This is a genomic window from Bacillus carboniphilus (genome assembly GCF_020524035.2).
GTDB lineage: Bacteria > Bacillota > Bacilli > Bacillales > JAIVKR01 > Bacillus_CC.
This window is the reverse complement of the sequence record NZ_CP129013.1, coordinates 3,370,634-3,391,524: the sequence shown is the minus strand read 5'-3', so window position 1 is coordinate 3,391,524 and position 20,891 is coordinate 3,370,634. Positions and strand designations below refer to the sequence as shown.

General features: G+C 34.5%; 24 protein-coding genes. 8 read left to right on the top strand and 16 right to left on the bottom strand.

The features are described from left to right. Positions 1-410: 410 nt before the first annotated feature. From LC087_RS17675 to LC087_RS17665, 3 genes are all read right to left on the bottom strand, one after another. Positions 411-1,262 carry a YihY/virulence factor BrkB family protein gene (locus LC087_RS17675; RefSeq protein WP_306019751.1) on the bottom strand — a complete coding sequence of 284 codons (852 nt, stop codon included), beginning with the start codon at positions 1,260-1,262 and terminating at the stop codon, positions 411-413. Next, positions 1,255-1,575 (bottom strand): hypothetical protein, encoded by a 321-nt coding sequence (locus LC087_RS17670; protein WP_226541025.1) that lies wholly within the window; start codon positions 1,573-1,575, stop codon positions 1,255-1,257. Before LC087_RS17670 ends, LC087_RS17675 begins: the two co-directional genes overlap by 8 nt. A 78-nt stretch (positions 1,576-1,653) precedes the next feature. Then, positions 1,654-2,124 (bottom strand): low molecular weight protein-tyrosine-phosphatase, encoded by a 471-nt coding sequence (locus LC087_RS17665; protein WP_226541023.1) that lies wholly within the window; start codon positions 2,122-2,124, stop codon positions 1,654-1,656. 206 nt (positions 2,125-2,330) lie between these two features. Between LC087_RS17665 and LC087_RS17660 the strand changes: the two genes are divergently transcribed. From LC087_RS17660 to LC087_RS17640, 5 genes are all read left to right on the top strand, one after another. Then, complete coding sequence (locus LC087_RS17660; protein WP_226541021.1) at positions 2,331-2,558, top strand: DUF1128 domain-containing protein; 228 nt, start codon at positions 2,331-2,333, stop codon at positions 2,556-2,558. 298 nt (positions 2,559-2,856) lie between these two features. After that, positions 2,857-3,411, top strand: a complete 555-nt coding sequence (locus LC087_RS17655) for a hypothetical protein (RefSeq protein ID WP_226541020.1) — start codon at positions 2,857-2,859, stop codon at positions 3,409-3,411. A gap of 90 nt (positions 3,412-3,501) precedes the next feature. Next, complete coding sequence (locus tag LC087_RS17650; RefSeq protein ID WP_226541018.1) at positions 3,502-3,657, top strand: hypothetical protein; 156 nt, start codon at positions 3,502-3,504, stop codon at positions 3,655-3,657. Between the two features lie 66 nt (positions 3,658-3,723). Beyond that, positions 3,724-4,209, top strand: coding sequence for a nucleoside deaminase (locus tag LC087_RS17645; RefSeq protein WP_306019750.1), 486 nt, complete (start codon positions 3,724-3,726; stop codon positions 4,207-4,209). Between the two features lie 82 nt (positions 4,210-4,291). Beyond that, positions 4,292-4,690, top strand: coding sequence for a thiol-disulfide oxidoreductase DCC family protein (locus LC087_RS17640; protein ID WP_226541016.1), 399 nt, complete (start codon positions 4,292-4,294; stop codon positions 4,688-4,690). 143 nt (positions 4,691-4,833) lie between these two features. Here the strand turns inward: LC087_RS17640 and LC087_RS17635 are convergent, their stop codons facing one another. Both LC087_RS17635 and LC087_RS17630 read right to left on the bottom strand, forming a co-directional pair. Continuing rightward, entirely contained in the window at positions 4,834-5,526 is a 693-nt protein-coding gene (locus tag LC087_RS17635) for a DUF3658 domain-containing protein (protein ID WP_306019749.1), read from the bottom strand. 4 nt (positions 5,527-5,530) lie between these two features. Beyond that, positions 5,531-5,719 carry a DUF1835 domain-containing protein gene (locus LC087_RS17630; RefSeq protein WP_306019748.1) on the bottom strand — a complete coding sequence of 63 codons (189 nt, stop codon included), beginning with the start codon at positions 5,717-5,719 and terminating at the stop codon, positions 5,531-5,533. A gap of 587 nt (positions 5,720-6,306) precedes the next feature. Here LC087_RS17630 and LC087_RS17625 point away from each other — a divergent pair. Beyond that, the gene (locus LC087_RS17625) at positions 6,307-6,915 is read left to right on the top strand and encodes a hypothetical protein (protein ID WP_226541010.1); all 609 of its coding nucleotides are present in this window, start codon (positions 6,307-6,309) and stop codon (positions 6,913-6,915) included. A 19-nt stretch (positions 6,916-6,934) separates the two neighbouring features. Here LC087_RS17625 and LC087_RS17620 read toward each other — a convergent pair whose 3' ends face one another. The 6 genes from LC087_RS17620 to LC087_RS17595 all read right to left on the bottom strand — a co-directional run bounded on the left by LC087_RS17620 (position 6,935) and on the right by LC087_RS17595 (position 11,967). After that, positions 6,935-8,566 carry a pyridoxal phosphate-dependent decarboxylase family protein gene (locus LC087_RS17620; RefSeq protein ID WP_226541066.1) on the bottom strand — a complete coding sequence of 544 codons (1,632 nt, stop codon included), beginning with the start codon at positions 8,564-8,566 and terminating at the stop codon, positions 6,935-6,937. A gap of 264 nt (positions 8,567-8,830) precedes the next feature. After that, on the bottom strand, positions 8,831-9,307 hold the full coding sequence (locus LC087_RS17615; protein WP_226541008.1) for a GNAT family N-acetyltransferase: 477 nt from the start codon (positions 9,305-9,307) through the stop codon (positions 8,831-8,833). 12 nt (positions 9,308-9,319) lie between these two features. Then, positions 9,320-9,607 (bottom strand): hypothetical protein, encoded by a 288-nt coding sequence (locus tag LC087_RS17610; protein WP_226540999.1) that lies wholly within the window; start codon positions 9,605-9,607, stop codon positions 9,320-9,322. Positions 9,608-10,108: 501 nt separating this feature from the next. After that, entirely contained in the window at positions 10,109-11,020 is a 912-nt protein-coding gene (locus LC087_RS17605) for an alpha/beta hydrolase (RefSeq protein WP_226540998.1), read from the bottom strand. A 160-nt stretch (positions 11,021-11,180) separates the two neighbouring features. After that, a complete protein-coding gene (locus LC087_RS17600) occupies positions 11,181-11,384 on the bottom strand; it encodes a zinc ribbon domain-containing protein (RefSeq protein ID WP_226540997.1) in 204 nt (67 codons plus the stop codon). A gap of 382 nt (positions 11,385-11,766) precedes the next feature. After that, a complete protein-coding gene (locus LC087_RS17595) occupies positions 11,767-11,967 on the bottom strand; it encodes a DnaJ family domain-containing protein (protein ID WP_306019747.1) in 201 nt (66 codons plus the stop codon). 441 nt (positions 11,968-12,408) lie between these two features. Here LC087_RS17595 and LC087_RS17590 point away from each other — a divergent pair, with 441 nt between their 5' ends. After that, on the top strand, positions 12,409-12,888 hold the full coding sequence (locus tag LC087_RS17590) for a metal-dependent hydrolase (RefSeq protein ID WP_226540995.1): 480 nt from the start codon (positions 12,409-12,411) through the stop codon (positions 12,886-12,888). 209 nt (positions 12,889-13,097) lie between these two features. Here LC087_RS17590 and LC087_RS17585 read toward each other — a convergent pair whose 3' ends face one another. Beyond that, entirely contained in the window at positions 13,098-13,475 is a 378-nt protein-coding gene (locus LC087_RS17585) for a DUF3221 domain-containing protein (protein WP_226540994.1), read from the bottom strand. 505 nt (positions 13,476-13,980) lie between these two features. Further along, a complete protein-coding gene (locus LC087_RS17580; protein WP_226540993.1) occupies positions 13,981-14,502 on the bottom strand; it encodes a DUF6143 family protein in 522 nt (173 codons plus the stop codon). A gap of 267 nt (positions 14,503-14,769) precedes the next feature. Between LC087_RS17580 and LC087_RS17575 the strand changes: the two genes are divergently transcribed. Then, the gene (locus LC087_RS17575) at positions 14,770-15,174 is read left to right on the top strand and encodes a hypothetical protein (RefSeq protein WP_226540992.1); all 405 of its coding nucleotides are present in this window, start codon (positions 14,770-14,772) and stop codon (positions 15,172-15,174) included. 497 nt (positions 15,175-15,671) lie between these two features. Here the strand turns inward: LC087_RS17575 and LC087_RS17570 are convergent, their stop codons facing one another. From LC087_RS17570 to LC087_RS17560, 3 genes are all read right to left on the bottom strand, one after another. Beyond that, positions 15,672-17,243 carry a YncE family protein gene (locus LC087_RS17570; RefSeq protein ID WP_226540991.1) on the bottom strand — a complete coding sequence of 524 codons (1,572 nt, stop codon included), beginning with the start codon at positions 17,241-17,243 and terminating at the stop codon, positions 15,672-15,674. A 205-nt stretch (positions 17,244-17,448) separates the two neighbouring features. Continuing rightward, complete coding sequence (locus LC087_RS17565) at positions 17,449-19,032, bottom strand: YncE family protein (protein ID WP_226540989.1); 1,584 nt, start codon at positions 19,030-19,032, stop codon at positions 17,449-17,451. A 204-nt stretch (positions 19,033-19,236) separates the two neighbouring features. After that, complete coding sequence (locus LC087_RS17560) at positions 19,237-20,817, bottom strand: YncE family protein (protein ID WP_226540987.1); 1,581 nt, start codon at positions 20,815-20,817, stop codon at positions 19,237-19,239. Between the last annotated feature and the right edge of the window lie 74 nt (positions 20,818-20,891).

The following is a 20,891-nucleotide window of genomic DNA, read 5'->3' as shown; positions in this document are numbered from 1 at the left end:
ATCATGATTATCAATGATAGCCATTTTGTCCATTAGCACTTGAACTCGTTTTATTTTTTGGCTTGTGCTTTGCATTTTGCTTAGTATGACTTCCACCTTTTTTTGTATGCTTCGTCATTGTATAAGCTCCTTTTAAGTGCGTGTTCAAAAAGTAGGGGAAAAAGAGCAGAGAAGAACGAGGCGGTGAACTTAAGGAACGTCAACTAAATACCGCCACGTCCTGTGGCAACGTTGACGCTTGCACCTCCTGTGCATCGAACAAATGGGAGTGTACGTACTCTGTACATGAGGAGCGGAAAAGCAAACCAACAAAGTTATTCGACAGCAACTTTTCATGACTTTTTGAACAGCCTCTTTAAATATCTTTTCTCTATTACTATGTTCAAACGTACCAATAAATATAAAAGAAACTAATGGAAGCTTTTCCTGTGATGATACTTGAATATAACCGCATTTATTTCTCCACCAATAATAATAATAAGGCCGGTGAGATAAAACCATATTAACAAAATGATTACAGCACCTAAACTCCCATAAGTTGCACTATAATTGCCAAAGTTACTAACATAGTATGAAAACAGATAGGATACAACGATCCAACCGACTGTTGCAAATAAGGCACCTGGATAAGATTCGGATAGCTTCAATTTTTTATTTGGAGCGAAAAAATACAGTCCAGTAAAGACGATACATATAATCACTGTACTTAATAACCACCTGATCGCTTCCCATAAGACAACAAATATTTCTGACAAACCAAGTACTGAAAATAAAAAGCTGCCTATTTGTTTACCGAATACAGGTAATAACAAGGAGATGATAATAACAAAAATCATTGCAAAGGTTAAAATGATCGACATTCCTCGTGACACTAAATAAGATCGACTTTCCTTGACTTCATACGCACGATTAAATGCACGAATAATGGCATTAAGTCCGTTAGAAGCAGACCAAATTGTTACTAAAATCCCAATAGACAGCAACTGACCGTTTTCTTGGTTTATAATATAGAGAACATTCTCCTCAATAAAAGCCATTCCTTGCTCAGGTGCGTAGGGCTCGATAAAATCTAAAATACCTTCTGCAGACAAAGGTAAATATCCAACTAACGTGATAAGAAAAAGAAGAAAGGGAAAAAGTGAAAGGAGAAAAAAATAAGCAAGTTCACCAGACAAACCAAATACTTCGTGGCGATTCAACCTTTTAAATAAACGAGTAAGAATCGCAATGAAGTATTTAATATCTATTGTCTGACTATCCACGTTTGCCATCTTCTATTCCTTTAAACGTATCTCTAGTTTCTTGTAAGAATTCTATCACAGTGGGTGTTGTTTCCTTAAGAGTTGTAACATCGTCAATAGCTGCACCAATGTCCTGACTCAACTTTTTCAAATGGTGATTCATTTTGTTGATCGATTCCTTTGGATCTTTTATTAGATTTTGAATACACTCTTTCAATTGCCCTGCTTCTTTTTCTATCGATCTTCTTGTTTCTTTATGAAATAAGCTTAGAGTCATACCAGCAAAAGCTCCTACTACAATCCCTTTTGTAAGCATATTATTCTCCATCCCCATAGAAATAGCCTCCTTATGAAGTTGTTTCAAAAATGTTCGATTGTCATGTTATTTTACTACCTTAATAATTGTGCTCACTTAAAGTTGATGCGTTTCTTTAATAGTATTCAACAAATTTTCACAACCACTTTTAACCATTTCATATACTTCTTCAAAATTCCCTGTAAAATATGGATCAGGAACATCATCTTGTCCCGCTTCCGGCACATAATCAAGTAGTCGTTTAATTACACCTGTTTTGTTGTAACCTGCTAATCTGTGTAAATTACCTAAATTTTCGCCATCCATAGCAATAATATAATCAAAGTCAAATAAGTCATCTTGAATGACTTGCCTTGCTTTCATTCCTTCATATTCTATCTCTTGTTTCTCTAAAATAGACCTTGTTCCTTCATGTGGAGGGTTACCAATGTGCCAATTCCCTGTTCCTGCAGAATCAACCATGATTTCTTTCTCTAATCCTTCTGACTTAACGATATCCCTCATAACAGCTTCAGCCATTGGAGAACGACAAATGTTCCCTAAACATACAAATAATACTCTTATCATATTAATCCTCCTAAGCAAATACCCCTTAAGAAAAATATTACTACCGGTATCATGAAAACACAAGAGAACCTGTTAAGTCATTCTTTCCAAAGCACCTTTGTATACACATTTATATATGTAGAGGAAATCAAAATATGTTAAGATCAAATTAGGTAGGACGATTATCAAGACTCAATAATGATCATAAACTAGAAAGGTTGTTATAAGTGGATTTATCACAAAAATCAATAGAAAATATTACAATCATGATTGATAAGATTGTAGAGAAGCTAAATGTTCTTAATATGGGTGTCATAAAACCTGAATCATTTGATGAAGACATGTATGATGATCTTAAAGATTTATATGAAATGGTTATAAATAAGAAGCAAATCAGCCCTAGTGAAATGCAAGCTATCGTAGAAGAACTTGGGAAATTAAGAAAAAAATCTTAAATTGATAGACTAACCACTAGAATGTCATCTAATGGTTAGTCTTACTTTTAAAACGAGCTTAAATAAAGAAACCTTACACCTCTTTTGATTAGCCCTCAATTAACTCTATACCATTAACACGCTTATTTTTGAAAACTCTCCTTGAACCCTAAACAAGCATAGGTTCTTTACATAATCTTTAGTCAATCCACTTACCTCATTATAGCAGAGAATCACATGATAAAGATCATTTCCAAAATTAATTATCGGAATTTTACGACAATTATTTTATTTTTATTCTATAAGGAGGAATCAAAGAATGACTGATACAAAAGTAATGACGATTATAATTGCAAGCCTTGCTATTATTGGCATTTGTGGAGCCATCCTTGTTAACTTTTTTTTTCAAGAAAAAGAGGCAGTAGATAAACCTGAAAAAAATCTACAGCTAGAAACGGTAGAGGAAGACTCAGTTGTGGAAAAAACAAGCTCTCATTCTCAACAAACTACAAAAGAAACAGAAGAACTTTTTGATGAAGAGGAGACAAATAAATTTATTGATAAAGTTCATTCCTTTTACAATGAAACAACAGGATTTGGGAAATACAAAAGTCTTGATTCTATTGAACAGCAAGAATATGCTCGTACCATATTAAAAAACCTTGATAAAATTCAGGACCCTGCATTACAGGAAGATGTAGAATCTATAAAAAAATTAGCTGAACGCGTCAAAACAAGTCCAGTAGAACTCGATGATGTATTATACCTCCACCGATACTTTCATGATTTAGATATCATTCTTAACAAAGATGACGGAGATGGTAAGTATTGGGGGGTAACCATCTATGGAGAACTGTACTACAAATCAAGTTGACATCAAGATATGAGAAACTGAAATAATAAAAAAAACGATTATTCTGTTTATACCTCTCCTTGCATATAGGTGTATAAAGGGGGGGATTTCATGATTGGATGGTGGTTAACCACGATTTTTTCCATGTTAGTGTTAGTTGGTTGCGTTTATTCTATTATTTATGTTTTAAAAATATCTATGGACGTTAACGATGCCAGAAGCATCGATCCATTACCAAAGGAAGCTTCTACAGACGATAATGAATAGTCACTCACAGGCACCATAAAATGGCGCCTGCTTTTGTTTATTTATTTTCTAAGGAGGTTTATTGTGGTGCTACCTAACCAAGATATATTGTTTATTCAATATACGATACAACTAGCAATTAATGACATACAGTTCGGTTATCAAGGTTGGCCATTCGGGGCTCTTATTGTAAAAGATAGTTATATTTTTGGTATTGGCCAAAATCAAGTTGTTGCAACATGTGATCCAAGTGCTCATGCTGAAGTTCTTGCTATTCGTGATGCATGTAAAAGGTTAAGAACGTACCAATTACCTGGTTTTACTCTCTACAGTAGTGCCGAGCCTTGTCCAATGTGCTTAGCAACTGCTTATTGGGCAAATATTAAACGAATTGTTTACTGTACACCTACTAAAGTAGTAGCAGAATACGGTATTCGTGATCAGTTCATTTATCAACAAGTATGCCTCTCTCCTGAAAAAAGAACAATCCCAACTGAAAAAATAGATAACCCTTCGAGTTTAGTTCCTTTTCAATTGTGGCTTCAAAAAACGAAACCGAACAAAGCACGATGAATCATTCATATATCTTTTGATTATTAAAAAATTGCCACTCGTAGTATAATGGGAGACAAGATATTGTTGGAGTTGATAAATAATGAATAAACCGATCCTTTTATTTGATGGTGTGTGCAATTTATGTAATGATCTTGTCCGGTTTATTATCAAAAGGGATCATCATGCGCGTTTCTTATTTGCATCCTTACAATCTGAATCAGGCCAAAACTACCTAAACAAGTTCGGCCTCTGTCAAACAAATTTTGATTCATTTGTTTATGTTGAAGGTGACAAATATTACACAAAGTCAACAGCAGCTTTGCATATGTTTAAAACATTAGGCGGCTTTTGGCGCTTGCTCTTTATTTTCATCCTCGTTCCAAAACCAATTAGAGATTTTATCTATAACTATGTTGCGAAGAACCGTTATAAATGGTTTGGTCAACAAGACTCTTGTATGATGCCTACTCCTGAACTTAAAAAGCGATTTTTGGAATAAATGGGATATATAGTGTTAGATTTTTGAGGACATCCCCCCTCTTTTCTATCCTTCTGACCTCATCTTCTAAAAAATCTAGATGTTTATGAATTCAATAGATAATTGGTAAGTAGGAAACCATTACAAGAATAGCCCATCCCATTTTAATCCTCTCCTTTTTGAAAGTAACATTTTGCTAGTTTTACTAAGTAGTTTATACGACAATCCATCAAAGAATTTAAAGCGTCTTTTCTTTCAAAAACCTCTTTTGAAATTAACTCCCTTAATCGGTAGTTCAAATAATTGAAGTCAATATATTGTTTATGTTTATCAATGATTTCTTCTATAACGACTCCTATCAACCTTGAGGCGTGCATAAACCCTATGATCCCATGTTCTATATATAAATCTTGGGCCTTTTTGATGATTATCATATCAAAATAATTTTCATCCACATCTATTATTTGATTACTTCTCCAAATACGCAAAACCTTTTGCTTTTCCGAAAGTTCTCCCCACTGTTTTTCTAAATCTTTACGTTCATGACTAGATAAAGGCTCATTGTTTTCAATTTCACGATAAAGGACCTCCAATTCTTCGCGCTTGATTTGACCTGACGTGATCATATTTCTTTCACCTTTGAAATGCTGTTTGTATAGCTCATTCATATTTAAAACAAAAATTGGACAATCCTTGTTCTTTAACAAGTAAAGAACATACCGTATTCCGGTTTGCTCATTCGCATTATCACTCACCCAAATGACTACTTGAGAGGATTCAGATATGCGCGACAAGGTTTCAACCAGGTTATCCCACTTATAAAGGTATTGATACATATAGTCCTTTTCATAATCCATATGGTCAAATAACCATTGATAGCGTTTTTCCCTCCCCTTCTTTTTTATCCAATTCGTAGAGGGGACCAATTGAAAACAGATGAGGACCAGCCATTACTTTTTGATCACTCTCGTACTTCAACAAATTTTCCAATCCATTAGCTGTCGGTTCGTCAAAGGCAATATGTAATGTTCGATCATCTATTTTTTTCATCAAAACAATCACTTAAATAGCCATAATGATATGAATAACCCATCCTAACATCCCTACCCCCACATTTTTATGAGGAATCATTTTACCTTTTATTAAACTCAAAACATTCTCTAAATTTAGGAACAAAGTATCCGATAAAAAAGGAAGGTGCAGGAGACCGTTTAGCGACGAAGGGGCTTGAGCACTCCATATGAGATAAAGGAAACACGAAAAGTCTAAGACTTCGATGTTGACTTATCAAAAGGAGGAGGGCGAAAACTTACGAGTCGCTGGGCGACGGAGCTAGACAACATTAAACACATAATTTAAATAAGAACAAGTTTTTATACTTATTTTTAATTATAAAAGCCCTTCCTCTTATACAGTACCATACTTGTAACTAAATGGAAATAATGACTGCAATTTAAAATTAGATAGAGAAATCCCCCTCCTTCATTTCTATATTTAGGAATAAAGTAGGGTTTTTATAAATTCATTATAGGAATTTATATATATATTTATTAATCTTTTACAAATACCGTTGATAAATAACATTTTATAATTTATCCTAAATATTGTACTGTTACTTCTTTCAAAGGATGATCACGTTGAAGCGTAGTAGAGAACGGCTATTCATTAAAGCGGCTTTTATTGGAATCATATTTTTTATTTTAGGCTATATTTTCTCTCCTCATGGAATAACAGAAGAAGATCATCAACAAGAAATAGAGCAGATTTCAACGAAATATGAAGAACAAATGATTGATTTACAGAAAAATAAGACAGATATAAGCGAAATTGACTCAATAAGAAATAATTTTATTGAGGAAAAAGATTGGAAGATATACAGAGGAATGGCCTCTGAAAATTATAAAGGACTTAAAATGGAAATTGAAGAGGTTTTACTTTCGAATCATCCCCCATCGTCAATCGGTGTCCAGTTTGTTTTAGAAAACACGACTGATGACACCTTCTCCGTCTTTCCTGATCAAGGCGTTTTAGTCACTTCAACTGGAGAACAGGTGGAATTCGTAGAGGATTCGTGTTCAGACCCTATTGGTGGTGAAATTTTTGGAGAGGTTTCAAAAAAAGGAGTTATTTTTTGGAACTTAGAAAGGACCAATATAGAAGAACTTAATTGGGTGAAAGTTATCTTTAATGCATATAAAGAAGAAGAGCATAAAAAAATCGTCATGAAGCTAGAACTCAATGAGTAAGGGGGAAATCCCCCTTTATTTACATGAGTACAGGCTGTTTTTCATACATATTCATATGATCTTTTAAGAACCCAATATACCTTTCAACCTCTTCAACTGTTGTATAAGGAGAAATACTGAAAAATTTATGTGCGTAAATTGGGATCCTTTTTTCAGATCCTTTTGGCAAAATCAATCGTTGCTTTTTCGTATTTCCAAAATAAACAACGTCTCGCTCGATACCGATTAACTCTGCAAATCCGTCATTATAGTCATTGATCTCTCTTATTTCATCGATTGTGAGTTCACCGTTTTTTTCCTTTTCCCATACTACTTCGTCTTGATAGAATCTAAACGTTGTAATAGGAGAGACCTCATTTGTCACGGCAACATTTGAAAAGCTCTCTTTTAACGAATCTCTAAAATGATGATTAACTAATATATAGTTTGCTAGTAATCTTTGATAACCTTCAATTCCAAGACCAAGAAGAGAAGCCAAGATGGTAATCGAACTTCCCATTCGGGAACATTCTAAAGTATAACTTGTGTGATAGCTTCCATATCCGCGATTTCCTATATAAGGAGTTTCTGATGAATCCAAATCAACATTGACTAAGTCAGATTTATTTTTCACAAGGAAAAGACTCGAAATATACGGCGTTTGACCTAATTTGTGAAAATCAAAAACCATACTATCTGCTAAATGAATAAACTTAAATTTTGATTGAAAATTGGATAACGTATCACAAACACGTGGCTCAAAGTCCAATGGGTTTTGGGCAAAGTCATAGTCATTAAAGAACGTATACATTCCACCCATCGCTGAATCAGCGTGAATATAGATTGGCTTTAAGTTATGCTCATCTTCTAGTTTCATAGCAACTTCCTTGATTTCTTTGATGGAATCGATTCCGAACGTATCAGTTGTACCCATCGTAGCAAGGATATATAGAGGAATACCACCATTGGCAATGACCGCTTCTATCTTTTCTTTTAAATCGTCAATGTTCATCGAATGGTCATCATTTACTTTTACTCGAATCATATTATTAATTCCAATTCCAGTTGCTTCAACCGATTTATATAAGCTATAATGACTCAATTCAGAGCAAAAGCAGTACAGGTTATTAGGAATCCCTTCTTTATTTGATTCAGGGAACTGTCTCGTAATAGCCAATCGCAATGAATTAAATACGGCTCCTTGTCCTCCCCATGTAGTATATCCACCGCTTTTTTCTGGGTTGTAGCCAATCATCTTTGATAACATACTCGTAATTTTCACTTCTGCAAGTGCAGGAGCAGCTCCTTCCACATCCCACAAACCATTTCCATTAGTCAAAACCATTAATAGATTCCCTAATAAACTTGGTATATTCGGTAGTGGGACTGCATTCGCGACGTAATTACTATTAATATATCGTTGACCTTTTGCGAGTTCAATTAATTGGTCAATCAATTCTTGAATCGCCACCCCATTTTCGGGTATCATTGCTTGGTTCATAACTTGTTCATAGTAATCTTTTGTGTAATCCGGCATCTCACCTAAAGATAATTTTTTTGGATCTTTTAATTCATCTAATTTGGACACTAGTTCTGAAACATAGCCTAAAAAATCATTGCGTTGTTGTTCATTTCCATCAATACTAGGAAATAATTGTTGCATCTCTTTCATTGTTTTCATTATGATACCTCCATGATGTATTAAACCCTGTTTACAAAGGGAAATAACACAAAAAACATACCACATTGTTTAAATGTGATTAATATAGTAGAAACCGCACCTCTTTTAAAGTAAAGTTCAAACACCTGTCTTTACACCAATGTTTTTATCTTATCATTAATTGAAGATTTTTTCATAGATCAAGCAAAAGTTGAAACTATCAGAATTTTCCCTTTCAATCAAAGCAAACAAAAAGCTACACCATAAAGATGTAGATTAAATCATTTTTTCTAAGATTAGCTCGTCCCTTATTGGAATTCCATTTTCTGCGATCATGGGAATTTGGGGCTTGATTTCCCTTGCTTGAACTACTGCATTTTTGATTACTTCTGTTATTTGATAACCACGCCTTTGATAGAACCCTAGAGCTAGTAAATTATCGTTCGTTGTAGTCACTTTCATTTTAAAACAAGAATGGTTTTTAGCATATGCTTCTACTTCTTTCATAAGTAGACTACCTATTCCTTTTCTCTCCACAAGGCTATCTAGTGAAATGATTTCACACTCTTCCTTAGAAAGAATAATAGTGACTAAACCTATGATCTCTTTTTGATCGTTTATGACCACGTATCCCTCCAGTTCATCACATTGATATACTCCCGAAGAGATCACCATTTCGCTACTTCCCCAATGCTTATTAAAGAACTCTGTTATGGTTGCTTTCGGTATATGACGTATGTTCAATACTTTCATTTTTTTATTCCCCTATTTTTCTAGTTTTAATATCGTTCTTTGTAACGGTACATTTCCCATACTGACGTTACGCTCTATAAATAGATACGTTTTTCCATCAATCAAGAATCTTCCCCCACCTTTATATTCAACCATTCTCCCTTCACTCTCAAGTTTCTTTTTAATTGCTGAGATATACCGATCACGATTAAAAAAGCGCTCATCAAAATCAATAACGATATTCCCTTTTCTATATCCCATTAGCCAGTTAAACAAAATAAAACATCCAATTATAACCAACAGAGCAAACAAGATTTTCATCAGATCACTTCCTAGTGAAATTATATTTATGGAGGTTATCCCCTATATTAAACTATACACGTTAAAATAAAATACGATTATCAGTTCAGAAAGTTTCATCGGATTTTCGACCACAAAAATGTTTTATCATCGTAATAATGGTTATAAATATGAGAGTAGCTATGACATAATAATGATGATTTGAAATACTCGCACCGTAAATGAATTTATCTAAATCAGATATACTGCTTTTATTATAAGGTGGGTCTGTGAAAACCAAATAATCTTGAAAACTTTCTTCATTTATAATATAACTACCCACTATTCCCCATGCTAGAAAATGATACAAGAGAACGATAATCCCTAAAATCAATAAGAGATAATATAAAGAATTTAAGATTTTCATATTTAAAATCACCACCTTCAATAAGTATAATACTATATTTTATATGTAAAATTACACTTTTATTACATACAAAAATAAAGAATACTTTTTAAAAGCATTCTCATGTCTCCTCTTTTTTATCTCTTTTCAATTAACTCTAAAAATTCTTTAACCACCGACTCATAATTTAATGGGTCGTATACATAGGCTTCTGTGTGTCCTGCATTCGGTACAATATAAAGTTGTTTGATTCCTCGAATCTTTCTATACATTTCTTCACTCATTCGTTTCGGAATAATGCGATCTTTCTCGCCGTGAATTAATAAAATAGGCGTGTTTGTTTCATGAAGATGGTTAATAGGAGAAATTTGCTTAAAACTCCAACCGTGAAACATTTTCGTAAAAAAGCTCGTAATTGGAATAATTAAGGAAAGGGATAGTCTATTGAAAAAGAAAAGATGACTTTTGAGTAAATCTATTAAATTGCTATACGCACAATCCGCTATACAGAAAGCGATCTTTGGATAATCTTTTAACGCTTGTAATGCTGTTGCTGCACCTAACGATTCACCTAACACCCCTATTTGGGCATCATCGCCTAATTTTTTATATAAATAATCTACCCATGCTTGCATATCATATTTTTCAAAAAAGCCAAAAGACGTATGTGACCCTTCACTTTTCCCATGAAACCTCTGGTCATACGTTAATACATGATAGCCTAGCCTGTGAAACAGGTCGATGTATTTTACATTTCCAAATAAACTCCATCTTATACCATGAGCTATAATGATCGCTTTTTTTGATTCTCTTTTCAAAGGAAATAACAAACCGTGTATCTTATAGCCAAACTTTGAATCAATGTATAACTCATACTTTTCTAGTGTATGATATTTCACTACATTAATTTCTCCCTTTTTAATCCCTAACTCAAATGTTTCTTCATACCGAAAAGTACGAGGATAGATTAATAGATTTCTTAAAAAAAGAGCGGTTGTCACTACGATTAAAGTCAAAAGTGAAAAAGAATATCCAAGTAAAGCCCACATAAACATCACCTACTTAAAATCTTGATGTATTATATGGGCATTTGACTCCTTTGGTGACTTGACCGTTCTCACAATTCATTTATCATTTTAGTTTTATCCATTTGAGCTACAGAAAGATACTTCTATTTCCTTGCAACAATGTTAAAAGGATTTACAGTTATCAACCAAAGAACAAATCAACAATATTACTTGCCGCTGAAGTGTTCTTATTATATAGCTCACAATAACCACAGTTTTTGCAATATACCACCATGAATTTGTTGTGCTGCACATCGAACATTTTTGATAACCCTGTTCCAGATGTAGCAATCTCTTTTTGTCCTGCTTCTGTATGTCCACATTTAATACAACCACCATTTGTCATTAGAACATTCCTCCTTTAATGTCTTAGTATAACAATAATCATTTAAAGATAGAACAATGCTATATTGACTCACTTCAAACAAAGGACGATAATCCCTTAGCCTAAAAATTTCGTTTAATCCATGCTACGTTCTTTTTATCACCTTCGTGCACTATGTTTATTAGATTGGGGAATTGTAAAAAAAAAGAACCCTTATTGTTAATGGGTTTCTAGTTATTTCAACTTATCCATCATTTTCTCTTTATAAAAAGCCGAAGCGTTTGAATTTGTAGCACCTCTTTTTTGAAGAATGCTATCTAGTTTCTTCTGTTTATAATGGAGTTGTTTCGTTAAATCGTTTCTTTCTTCTTCCGATTTGGTTTCTTTAAGTAGGTCTTCAATATTAAGAATCTCTTTTTTTCACTTCTGTCTCAACGATCATACGGCCGTTCTTCATGATACGATAAGCCATTCGTAATTCTGGTGGAAGGTGAGAAGCATCATCTTTTGGTAACAGTTTCCCATATCCTTCTAAATGATCAAACACTCCGTCTTCATAGGCTCGTTTAATACGGTCTTCAGAAATAATAGTAGAGAAGTCCATATCTCAACACCTCCAAAAAGTAAGAATGATGTGATAACTCAAAACATAATCAAACAGCTAATATTAATATTGATATTTCCTACTTCTACTATAGCATAGATTAAGGATAAATATGGTATGTTACTAAAGATACTTTTTGTCTATTTCTTCATATTTTCAAAAAAGAAGTTTCCTTTTTATAAATCAATTCTGTATGCTCCATTTATCTTGTGTGCATATAGATTATAACTAAACCTTCTATATAAAAAACCGCGTGAGGAGAAACAGAGGTGTTACAAACTCAGTTAGGTACCTTTTAGGAACATATCTTTTATCGATAAATATACTTCTTTCGACTCTCACCCGAGAAGTATATTTATGATAAACTTGGAAAGTTGCTTTCAGTATCAAACCTTCTATCCGTCACGAATACATCTTAGAAACAGAAAGGTTGATTTACCCATGACAGGAAAAACACATATGATGGCGGGAGTTGCAACATGTGCTGTTGCTTTCACCATAACAAACGACAATCCAGCCATTTTAATCACATCTGGAATGATCGGCTCCCTTCTCCCCGATATCTGCCATAGTGGAAGTAAAATCGGGAGAAGGTTTCCATTCTTATCAAAGATTATCAATTCCATTTTCGGTCACAGAACATTTACACATAGCTTATTATTTCTTTTCATCATTGCCTCTTTGCTAAAAACGTTTATTCCTTTCTCGGCGATTTCTACAGGTGTTTTACTAGGTATGATTAGTCACTTCGTTCTTGATGGAATGACGAAAAGGGGGATTATGCTTTTTTATCCTCTTAAAAAATCGATCCGTTTTCCAATGACTACAAAGACAGGTAGCTTAATTGAACAGGTTGTTTTTCTCGGTTTAGCCATTGTCTCTATCTATTATGGAAAAGATATTATTCAATACTATCTTTAAAAAGGTGTCCCAAGCACGGGACACCTTTTTACATTCAAATCATAGTGCAAAATAATATGTAATCTTATTATTAATCATTGTCTAACTCCAAATTTGATAACTCATTACGATCTGAACAATAACGACCGTTACCCTTATCATAATTTTAAGTTCAACTCACTTCCAACCGCTCCTAAATAAAAGCTGTATCAGATTAATACTTAGAGTAGTCAATTATACAACTCAATTTTTTCAGCTTCAGCTTGAGCTGGCCAAGTCTCATAAATACCATCTGAAGATATTGAAGCAATTACCCTGTCACCTATACTAAATTCACTGCTATTTTCATATTTAACATATATAAGGTCATGTGAGAATTCATCGTTCTCCATTAGCTCTTCTAAAGATAAATCTCTTATTTTATTGAATTCTGATAAGCTTATATCTCTAACCAAAAGTACTTCTTCTTCCGCTACCTCTAGTATATAGCCCTGTATGCGTAGATCATCAGTTTTACCTTTATCATCTGATGAACTGTTGAAAGAACACCCTATCATTAGAGAAAAAATTGCTACCAACATCAAATAAATTGCCATCATCTTCTTCATCTCTTAACCTCCTGTAGGCTCTTTTCATCTTTTTGACGTTAAACTAATCAAGAAAGTTACACACTTTAAATAAGAATCTACTAATAACTAGGTCCTTGGCAACCTAGATCCACCTATGTTCTGAAGGCATCTCCGTTAGCATTTACAAACACAATTCCCCCTGACTAGAACTATACAACGATGAAATCACCAATTTAATAAGGATATTACCTTTGAACAAAAAGAAGTATTATACAATTTTTTAATTTTAGCTAGGTCACAACAAACATAACCAAGAAAAATACATAAACCCTCCATTTACTAAGAGATTCTTGAAACAAATCTTGTGAAGTAAAGGAAAAGCACCTTTAATAGGTGCTTTTCAGGTAGTCTTCCCTATATTTGAATAATAGTCAAAATCTAATACACTAAATTTCCCAACTAAAATGCTCGATAACTTAATTACTTCACTCTAAAGTACGAAGGAAGAATACTTAACCACCCCTTCTTCTACACAAGTAAATAATCAACATACAATCCCCACACTCTCCCACCAGCTAAAAGTAACTGAAGCTTCTGTACTTTCTTCGCTACTCAAAAAAAAGAGGATATTTGTTCCTGGTTGAACAATTACTCTTCCTAAAATACTAAAATCGGAAAAAGTTGAAAATGGACCTACTGATAGTGATACAATTTCAGTTCCACCAATAGGTTCTCCTTGAATTGATTGGTTGTATAAGATCGTTCCAAAAGGTTTATTATCCGATCCTATTTTAAGTGGGGCGGATTGTGGTGATTCAAATACCGTCCCAGGTGGTTTAGAATTTAAGAATATACCAACTTTAATAACAGTATTTGAAAAATTAGATATAGCACCAAGACCTAAAAATAAATTCAACTGAGAATCTGAAGGGTTAAACAATCCTCCCCATGCATTATTGACTAAGTCAGGCAGTAAAATAGGCGACTTCCCTTGAAAAAGAACTCCTTTGGTGCTTTCGAATGCACTATTTGTAACCGTTACAACAGGCGGGATTTTTTCTGTCATCCTTTAAAACTCCTCTCAAAATTTTACTTATCATTCAATAATTCAATATGAGAGTCATTCATTCCTTTAAAAAATGAAAAAGGATGATACCTTCTTCTTTCATTTAGAAACAATTTAGTCTAGGTGTTCCATAGTCGTCCATTTGTTCGTTTTCTTTGCTAAAAAACAACTTTCTATCGTTTATTGGGTTTTAACACAAGCAACTACAGCAATTTTCGCATCTACTATTGTGAAGACTTAAAAATTTTGATGAAAGGAGATAGTATAGTGAATTCAAATGATGTTAAAGTGCAAACACGTACTGTGAAATTAAATGCTCCACCCCCACCATCATGTAATATATCCCCTTGCATCCCATCTGCCTGTGCATCTAGTTGTCCGTGTTTCTTGTTATTATCTTGCATCAAAAGTTTTACGGCTCAAAATGCTGATGTTGTTGTACACAAAAGGCCGGAACAAAAAATTTTGATTACTTTAACTCCAAGTAAACACGTTCAAAATACCATGTTCATTAGTAAATCTAAATGTTTGATCAGAATAAGAACATTTAAATACCCTATTAAAAATAAAAATCAAAAAATAGCCTATACTCAGTATGTGAATGAAAAGGGAATACTTGTAAATAAAAATGTACACTTTAATTCAAAAGGGAAAATCATTCATGTTAAATAGAAAGGTGAAAGTGTATTTCAACTCCATCAGTACAACATAGATAAAAACACGAATGGTTCTCCTCAATAAAACCTAATACGATTAGTATGAAAGTGATTGCTTTAAATTGACCAAAACATCTTTTCTTGATTTTCTGACAGTACACTTAGTCATGAACCTAAAACCTACCTAGGCAAATTTCTAAATCACGACTTGAATATTTAGTTAACTTTAATCGAAATAATCCAGGTAAACTAAACGACTCCACACTAAAGTACGGAGATTTCTCGTAGGCGGACTGAACCGCCTACGAGTTTTATCGGCTAAAGCCGACTAAAAGAAATGCTACTAAAAGTAGGTGGTTTTATACCACACCTCCTGCTACGCAGGTGCTTCCGCAAGCTAAAGCTAGGTATAGAAAATAAACGAAATCAGTTGAAACAAATAATAAGATTATAAGTAAAGGGAAGCCCTTAAAGAGAGGACTTCCCTTCTTTTTATAGATAAATATGATACCTTTAACAAGATTCGCTAATTGCTAAAACAAAAGGATCTAAAAATCCACTAATAGTGCCAACTATCATATTAGTTGTTGCGTCGATAATTGAGACCGTGTTTTCTCCCGAATTAACAACAAATACTTGATCTGTCGTTTCGCTAACCGCAATACCAGCTGGAGAACTGCCGACACTAATTGTATCCGTAATCACATTAGATATAGCATCTATTACTCCAATATTATTTGGATCAGAAGCAAAATATACTTGATTCGTGTTTTCGCTGACGGCTACACCTGAGGTGGCGCTAATATTAATACCCGTTATTGTTTCTAAGATATTGTCGGTAACTCCATCTAAAATATATACTCTGTCTGGTCCATCACTAGTTACATAAACCTTATTTATATTTTCACTAACGGCTATATTCGTTAACAAGCCTGAAGGTGTCAATGTGTTAGTTATCGCATTTGTTTGGCCATCAATGACCGTGATATTATTATTACTAGCTACATACACTTTATTAGTAGTTTCATTGACGGCAATTCCTCTGGGAAGCGTTCCTACTGAAAACGTTGTAATAAATACATTTTGTTCTTCATCGAAAATAGTGATTTCACCCAAATTATCAAAACTTATATACACTTGATTCGTGTTAGTGTTGACAGCGATTCCTCTTGTATCATCATCTTCAATGTTAAGAGTAGTTGAAATAGAGTTAGTTAAAGTATCTATGACAGTGACCTCAGAAGTTCCACCAGCATAACCAACATATAATTGATTGAATTCATTACTATTAGCAATAGCTACTGAATCTGCATTAAAAACGGTGATCGTGTCAATAATTGAACGAGTCGTCCCATCTACTACAGAGACAACTGTTCCACCGGTCACATAAAGGAGAATACCACAAACCACTTCAGTAATTCCTATTGTACTAGAGTTACTTCCGCTTACTTGTGCGGTTGCAAAAATAGCTGCGTCTTGCGTAACGGTTGGATCAACAGCGGTAACAGTTGTTACATATTCCCCGTTCAAGTCCGTTGTAGTAGGATTAGGTGAGAAAGATACACCTGCTACATCCGAAGTCAAAGATACGTCAATACCTGACTGAGGTACTTGATTGATTGTAACATCGCCAGAAATCTTATACTTACAGTTGATTTTTTCCGGTAAAAACAGATTAACTTGAGGTGTTACAGGGTAATTAACGTCCTGTGAAAGCTCGGGACTGGATACAAACAAGCGTACAAATTGAACAAATTGATTGCTAATAATATCAAACAAAGTAACCGTTGGTTGTACGGAAGTGATTGCCGTAATATTACTTCTATTTTCTAAATCGACCTCGACCTCGATTAAAAAAGATGATAACGATGCTACACTATATAAAACACTTTCGGTACTATTTGCATTTACTGTCAATGAAATTGATTGATTAAGAGATTCAGGTGAACTATTTTCATTAAACAATCTTACATTTACATTCGCACTATTGGTTGGGTCCACATTCCGTATGCGGATTTCAACACTATTTAAGTTTAAATTTGTGTTATCGATCGGTCCGCTTGTAAATAAAATGGACAAATTCACTCATTTCCTTTCTTTATTTTATTTATTAAACTATTTGAAAGTACTTACCAAGGGCAATTACCTTTTGTATTTTTCATTAATAAAACTCTCATGGAGAAAAGGACAATAAATGCCCTCTTCTTTTTTAACTTTCTATAATGAAAAAACCAAACTCTCAATCTTACAAAATGTCAATTCCATATTCAAATGTTTAAAAGCTCCTTAATTAAAGAAACGTAATATCTAACGGACTACCTCCTACTGTAATCGTTGTGATAACCATATTGGTATCGCCGTCAATAACTGAAACATTGTTACTATTCGTATTAGCCACATAAATAGTATTAGAGTCTTCAATAAGGGTTATTGCTGATAGGCCGCTCCCAATTCCGACGGTAATGGTCGCAGTTACTACATCTAGGTTTCCATCGATAACCGAAATATTACCACTCCCTTGATTAGTAACATAAATAAGGTTGGTATTTTCATTTAATGCAACATCTAAAGGAACGATACCCACAGAAATGGTAGAAGTCAGTAAAAATGAATCTCCGTCAATAACAGATACTAGAGGAAAAGAACTTAAAGCAACATAAATTGTATTTGTCGATTCATTGACTTCTAAACCTCGAGGAGAACCACCCACCGTGATAGTTGCCGTAATGACGAACCCATTATCACCATCAATGACGGATACGAATCCTGTAAATGCAGATGTGACGTAAGTTAGGTTTCTTTGTTGATCAACCGCAACACCGTTGGCTTGAGGTGTTACGGTAACAGTATCAATAATTACATTAGATGTTCCGTCAACAATGGTTACGGTGTTTGCAGGACCACCATTATTCGCTAAAAAAATTAAGTTTTCACTTTCATTAACGTCAACTCCAAATTGGATTACATTTATTCCAGCTGTGATTGTGTTAATAATGACATTTGTTGTGCCATCAATAACAGATAGGAAGGAATTATTATTCGCAACATATACTAAGTCTGTTAACGAGTTTGCGGCAATCCCAGTAGGGTTTGTGATTCCCGTAATCGTATCAACCACCATATTTGTAACTGTATCGATAACAGAAACATCATTAGAACCATTATTCGTAACATATATTTCAAAGGGTAGACATTCAACTTCCGTCACCCCAACAGACTGAACGCTTTGCCCATCCACAGTAGCACTTGCAGTAATAGCGGTATTTGTCGGTCCTTTCGGCGAGGTCACAACTATACTCGTTACATACTCACCATTCATATCCGTAGTTGCTGGATTTGGCATAAACGAAACACCCGACGTGTCAGCAGTAAAACTAATGTCAATTCCAGCTTGAGGGATATTATTTAACGAGACATCACCCATAATTGACGCCATTGAACAAATGGCTGTTTCAGGTAAGATCAGATTAAGTTGCGGAGTCACCGGATAATTGATATCCTGTAAGACCTCCGGGCTTGATACCATTAAACGAATGAATTGATCAAACTCACTTGATCCGTTAAATGCGGTCACTGTTGGTTGAACGGCAGTGGCGGTAATCACATCGCTTCGATTGGCTAAATCGATCTCCACCTCGATTAAAAACGAAGATAAAGCAGCTACACTATACAATTCACTTTCGGTTCTGCTTGCATTGACTATAAATGAATCCGAGTCAATAAGTGCCTCTGGTGAAAGGCTTTCGTCTAAAAGTCTTACAGTTACACTTGCACTGTTTGATGGATCCGTATTGCGGACGCGGACTTCAACATTACCTAAAATAAAATTTGTGTTATCGATCGGTCCGCTTGTAAATAAAATGGACAAATTCACTCATTTCCTTTCTTCATTTTATTTATTAAACTATTTGAAAGTACTTACCAAGGGCAATTACCTTTTGTATTTTTCATTAATAAAACTCTCATGGAGAAAAGGACAATAAATGCCCTCTTCTTTTTAACTCTCTATAATGAAAAAACCAAACTCTCAATCTTACAAAATGTCAATTCAATATTCACATGTTTAAAAGCTCCTAAATTAAAGAAACGTAATATCTCTCGGAGTAATTCCTACTGTAATTGTTGTGATAACCATATTTGTATCACCGTCGATGACAGAGACATTGTTACTATTCGCATTAGCCACATAAATAGTATTAGAGTCTTCAATAAGGGTTATTGCTATTAGCCCATTTCCACCAACAGTAATAGTCGCAGTTACTACATCTAAGTTTCCATCGATAACCGAAACATTTTCACTCCCTTGATTAGTAACATAAATAAGGTTGGTATTTTCATTTAACGCAACATCTAAAGGAAGGCTACCCACAGAAATGGTAGAAGTCAGTACAAATGAACCTCCGTCAATTACAGAAACCACGTCACTGGCTACACCTGTACCAGCCACATAGACTTTATTTGTCGATTCATTGACTGCTAAACCTTGAGGAGAACCACCCACCGTGAAAGTTGCCGTAATGACGAACCCATTATCACCATCAATAACAGATACGACACCTGAACCTTCAGATGTGACGTAAGTTAGATTTCTTTGTTGATCAACCGCAACACCTATTGCGGCTGAAGTTACAGAAACAGTATCAGTGATTACATTAGATGTTCCATCAACAATAATGACCGTATTTGCCGAACCACCATTATTCGCTAAATAGATTAAGTTTTCACTTTCATTAACAGCAACTCCGTATTCTGAGACAAATATTCCAATTGTGATTGTGTTAATAATGACATTTGTTGTGCCATCAATAACAGATAGGAAGGAACTATTATTCGCAACATATACTAAGTCTGTTAACGAGTTTGTGGCAATCCCAGTAGGGTTTGTGATTCCCGTAATCGTATCAACCACCATATTTGTAACTGTATCGATAACAGAAACATCATTAGAACCATTATTCGTAACATATATTTCAAAGGGTAAACATTCAACTTCTGTCACCCCAACAGACTGAACGCTTTGCCCATCCACAGTAGCACTTGCAGTAACAGCGGTATTTGTCGGTCCTTTCGGCGAGGTCACAACTATACTCGTTACATACTCACCATTCATATCCGTAGTTGCTGGATTTGGCATAAACGAAACACCCGACGTGTCAGCAGTAAAACTAACGTCAATCCCAGCTTGAGGGATATTATTTAACGAGACATCACCCATAATTGACGCCATTGAACAAATGGCTGTTTCAGGTAAGATCAGATTAAGTTGCGGAGTCACCGGATAATTGATATCCTGTAAGACCTCCGGGCTCGATACCATTAAACGAATGAATTGATCAAAATCGCTCGATCCGTTAAATGTGGTCACTGTTGGTTGAACGGCAGTGGCGGTAATCACATCGCTTCGATTGGCTAAATCGATCTCCACCTCGATTAAAAACGAAGATAAAGCAGCTACACTATACAATTCACTTTCGGTTCTGCTTGCATTGACTATAAATGAATCCGAGTCAATAAGTGCCTCTGGTGAAAGGCTTTCGTCTAAAAGTCTTACAGTTACACTTGCACTGTTTGATGGATCCGTATTGCGGACGCGGACTTCAACATTACCTAAAAAAAAATTTGTGTTATCGATCGGTCCGCTTGTAAATAAAATGGACATTCTATTTCACTCCTTTATATATTTTTTATTTAACAAAAGTTGACTAGCTCTTATTTAGCCTTTCTATAAATGTA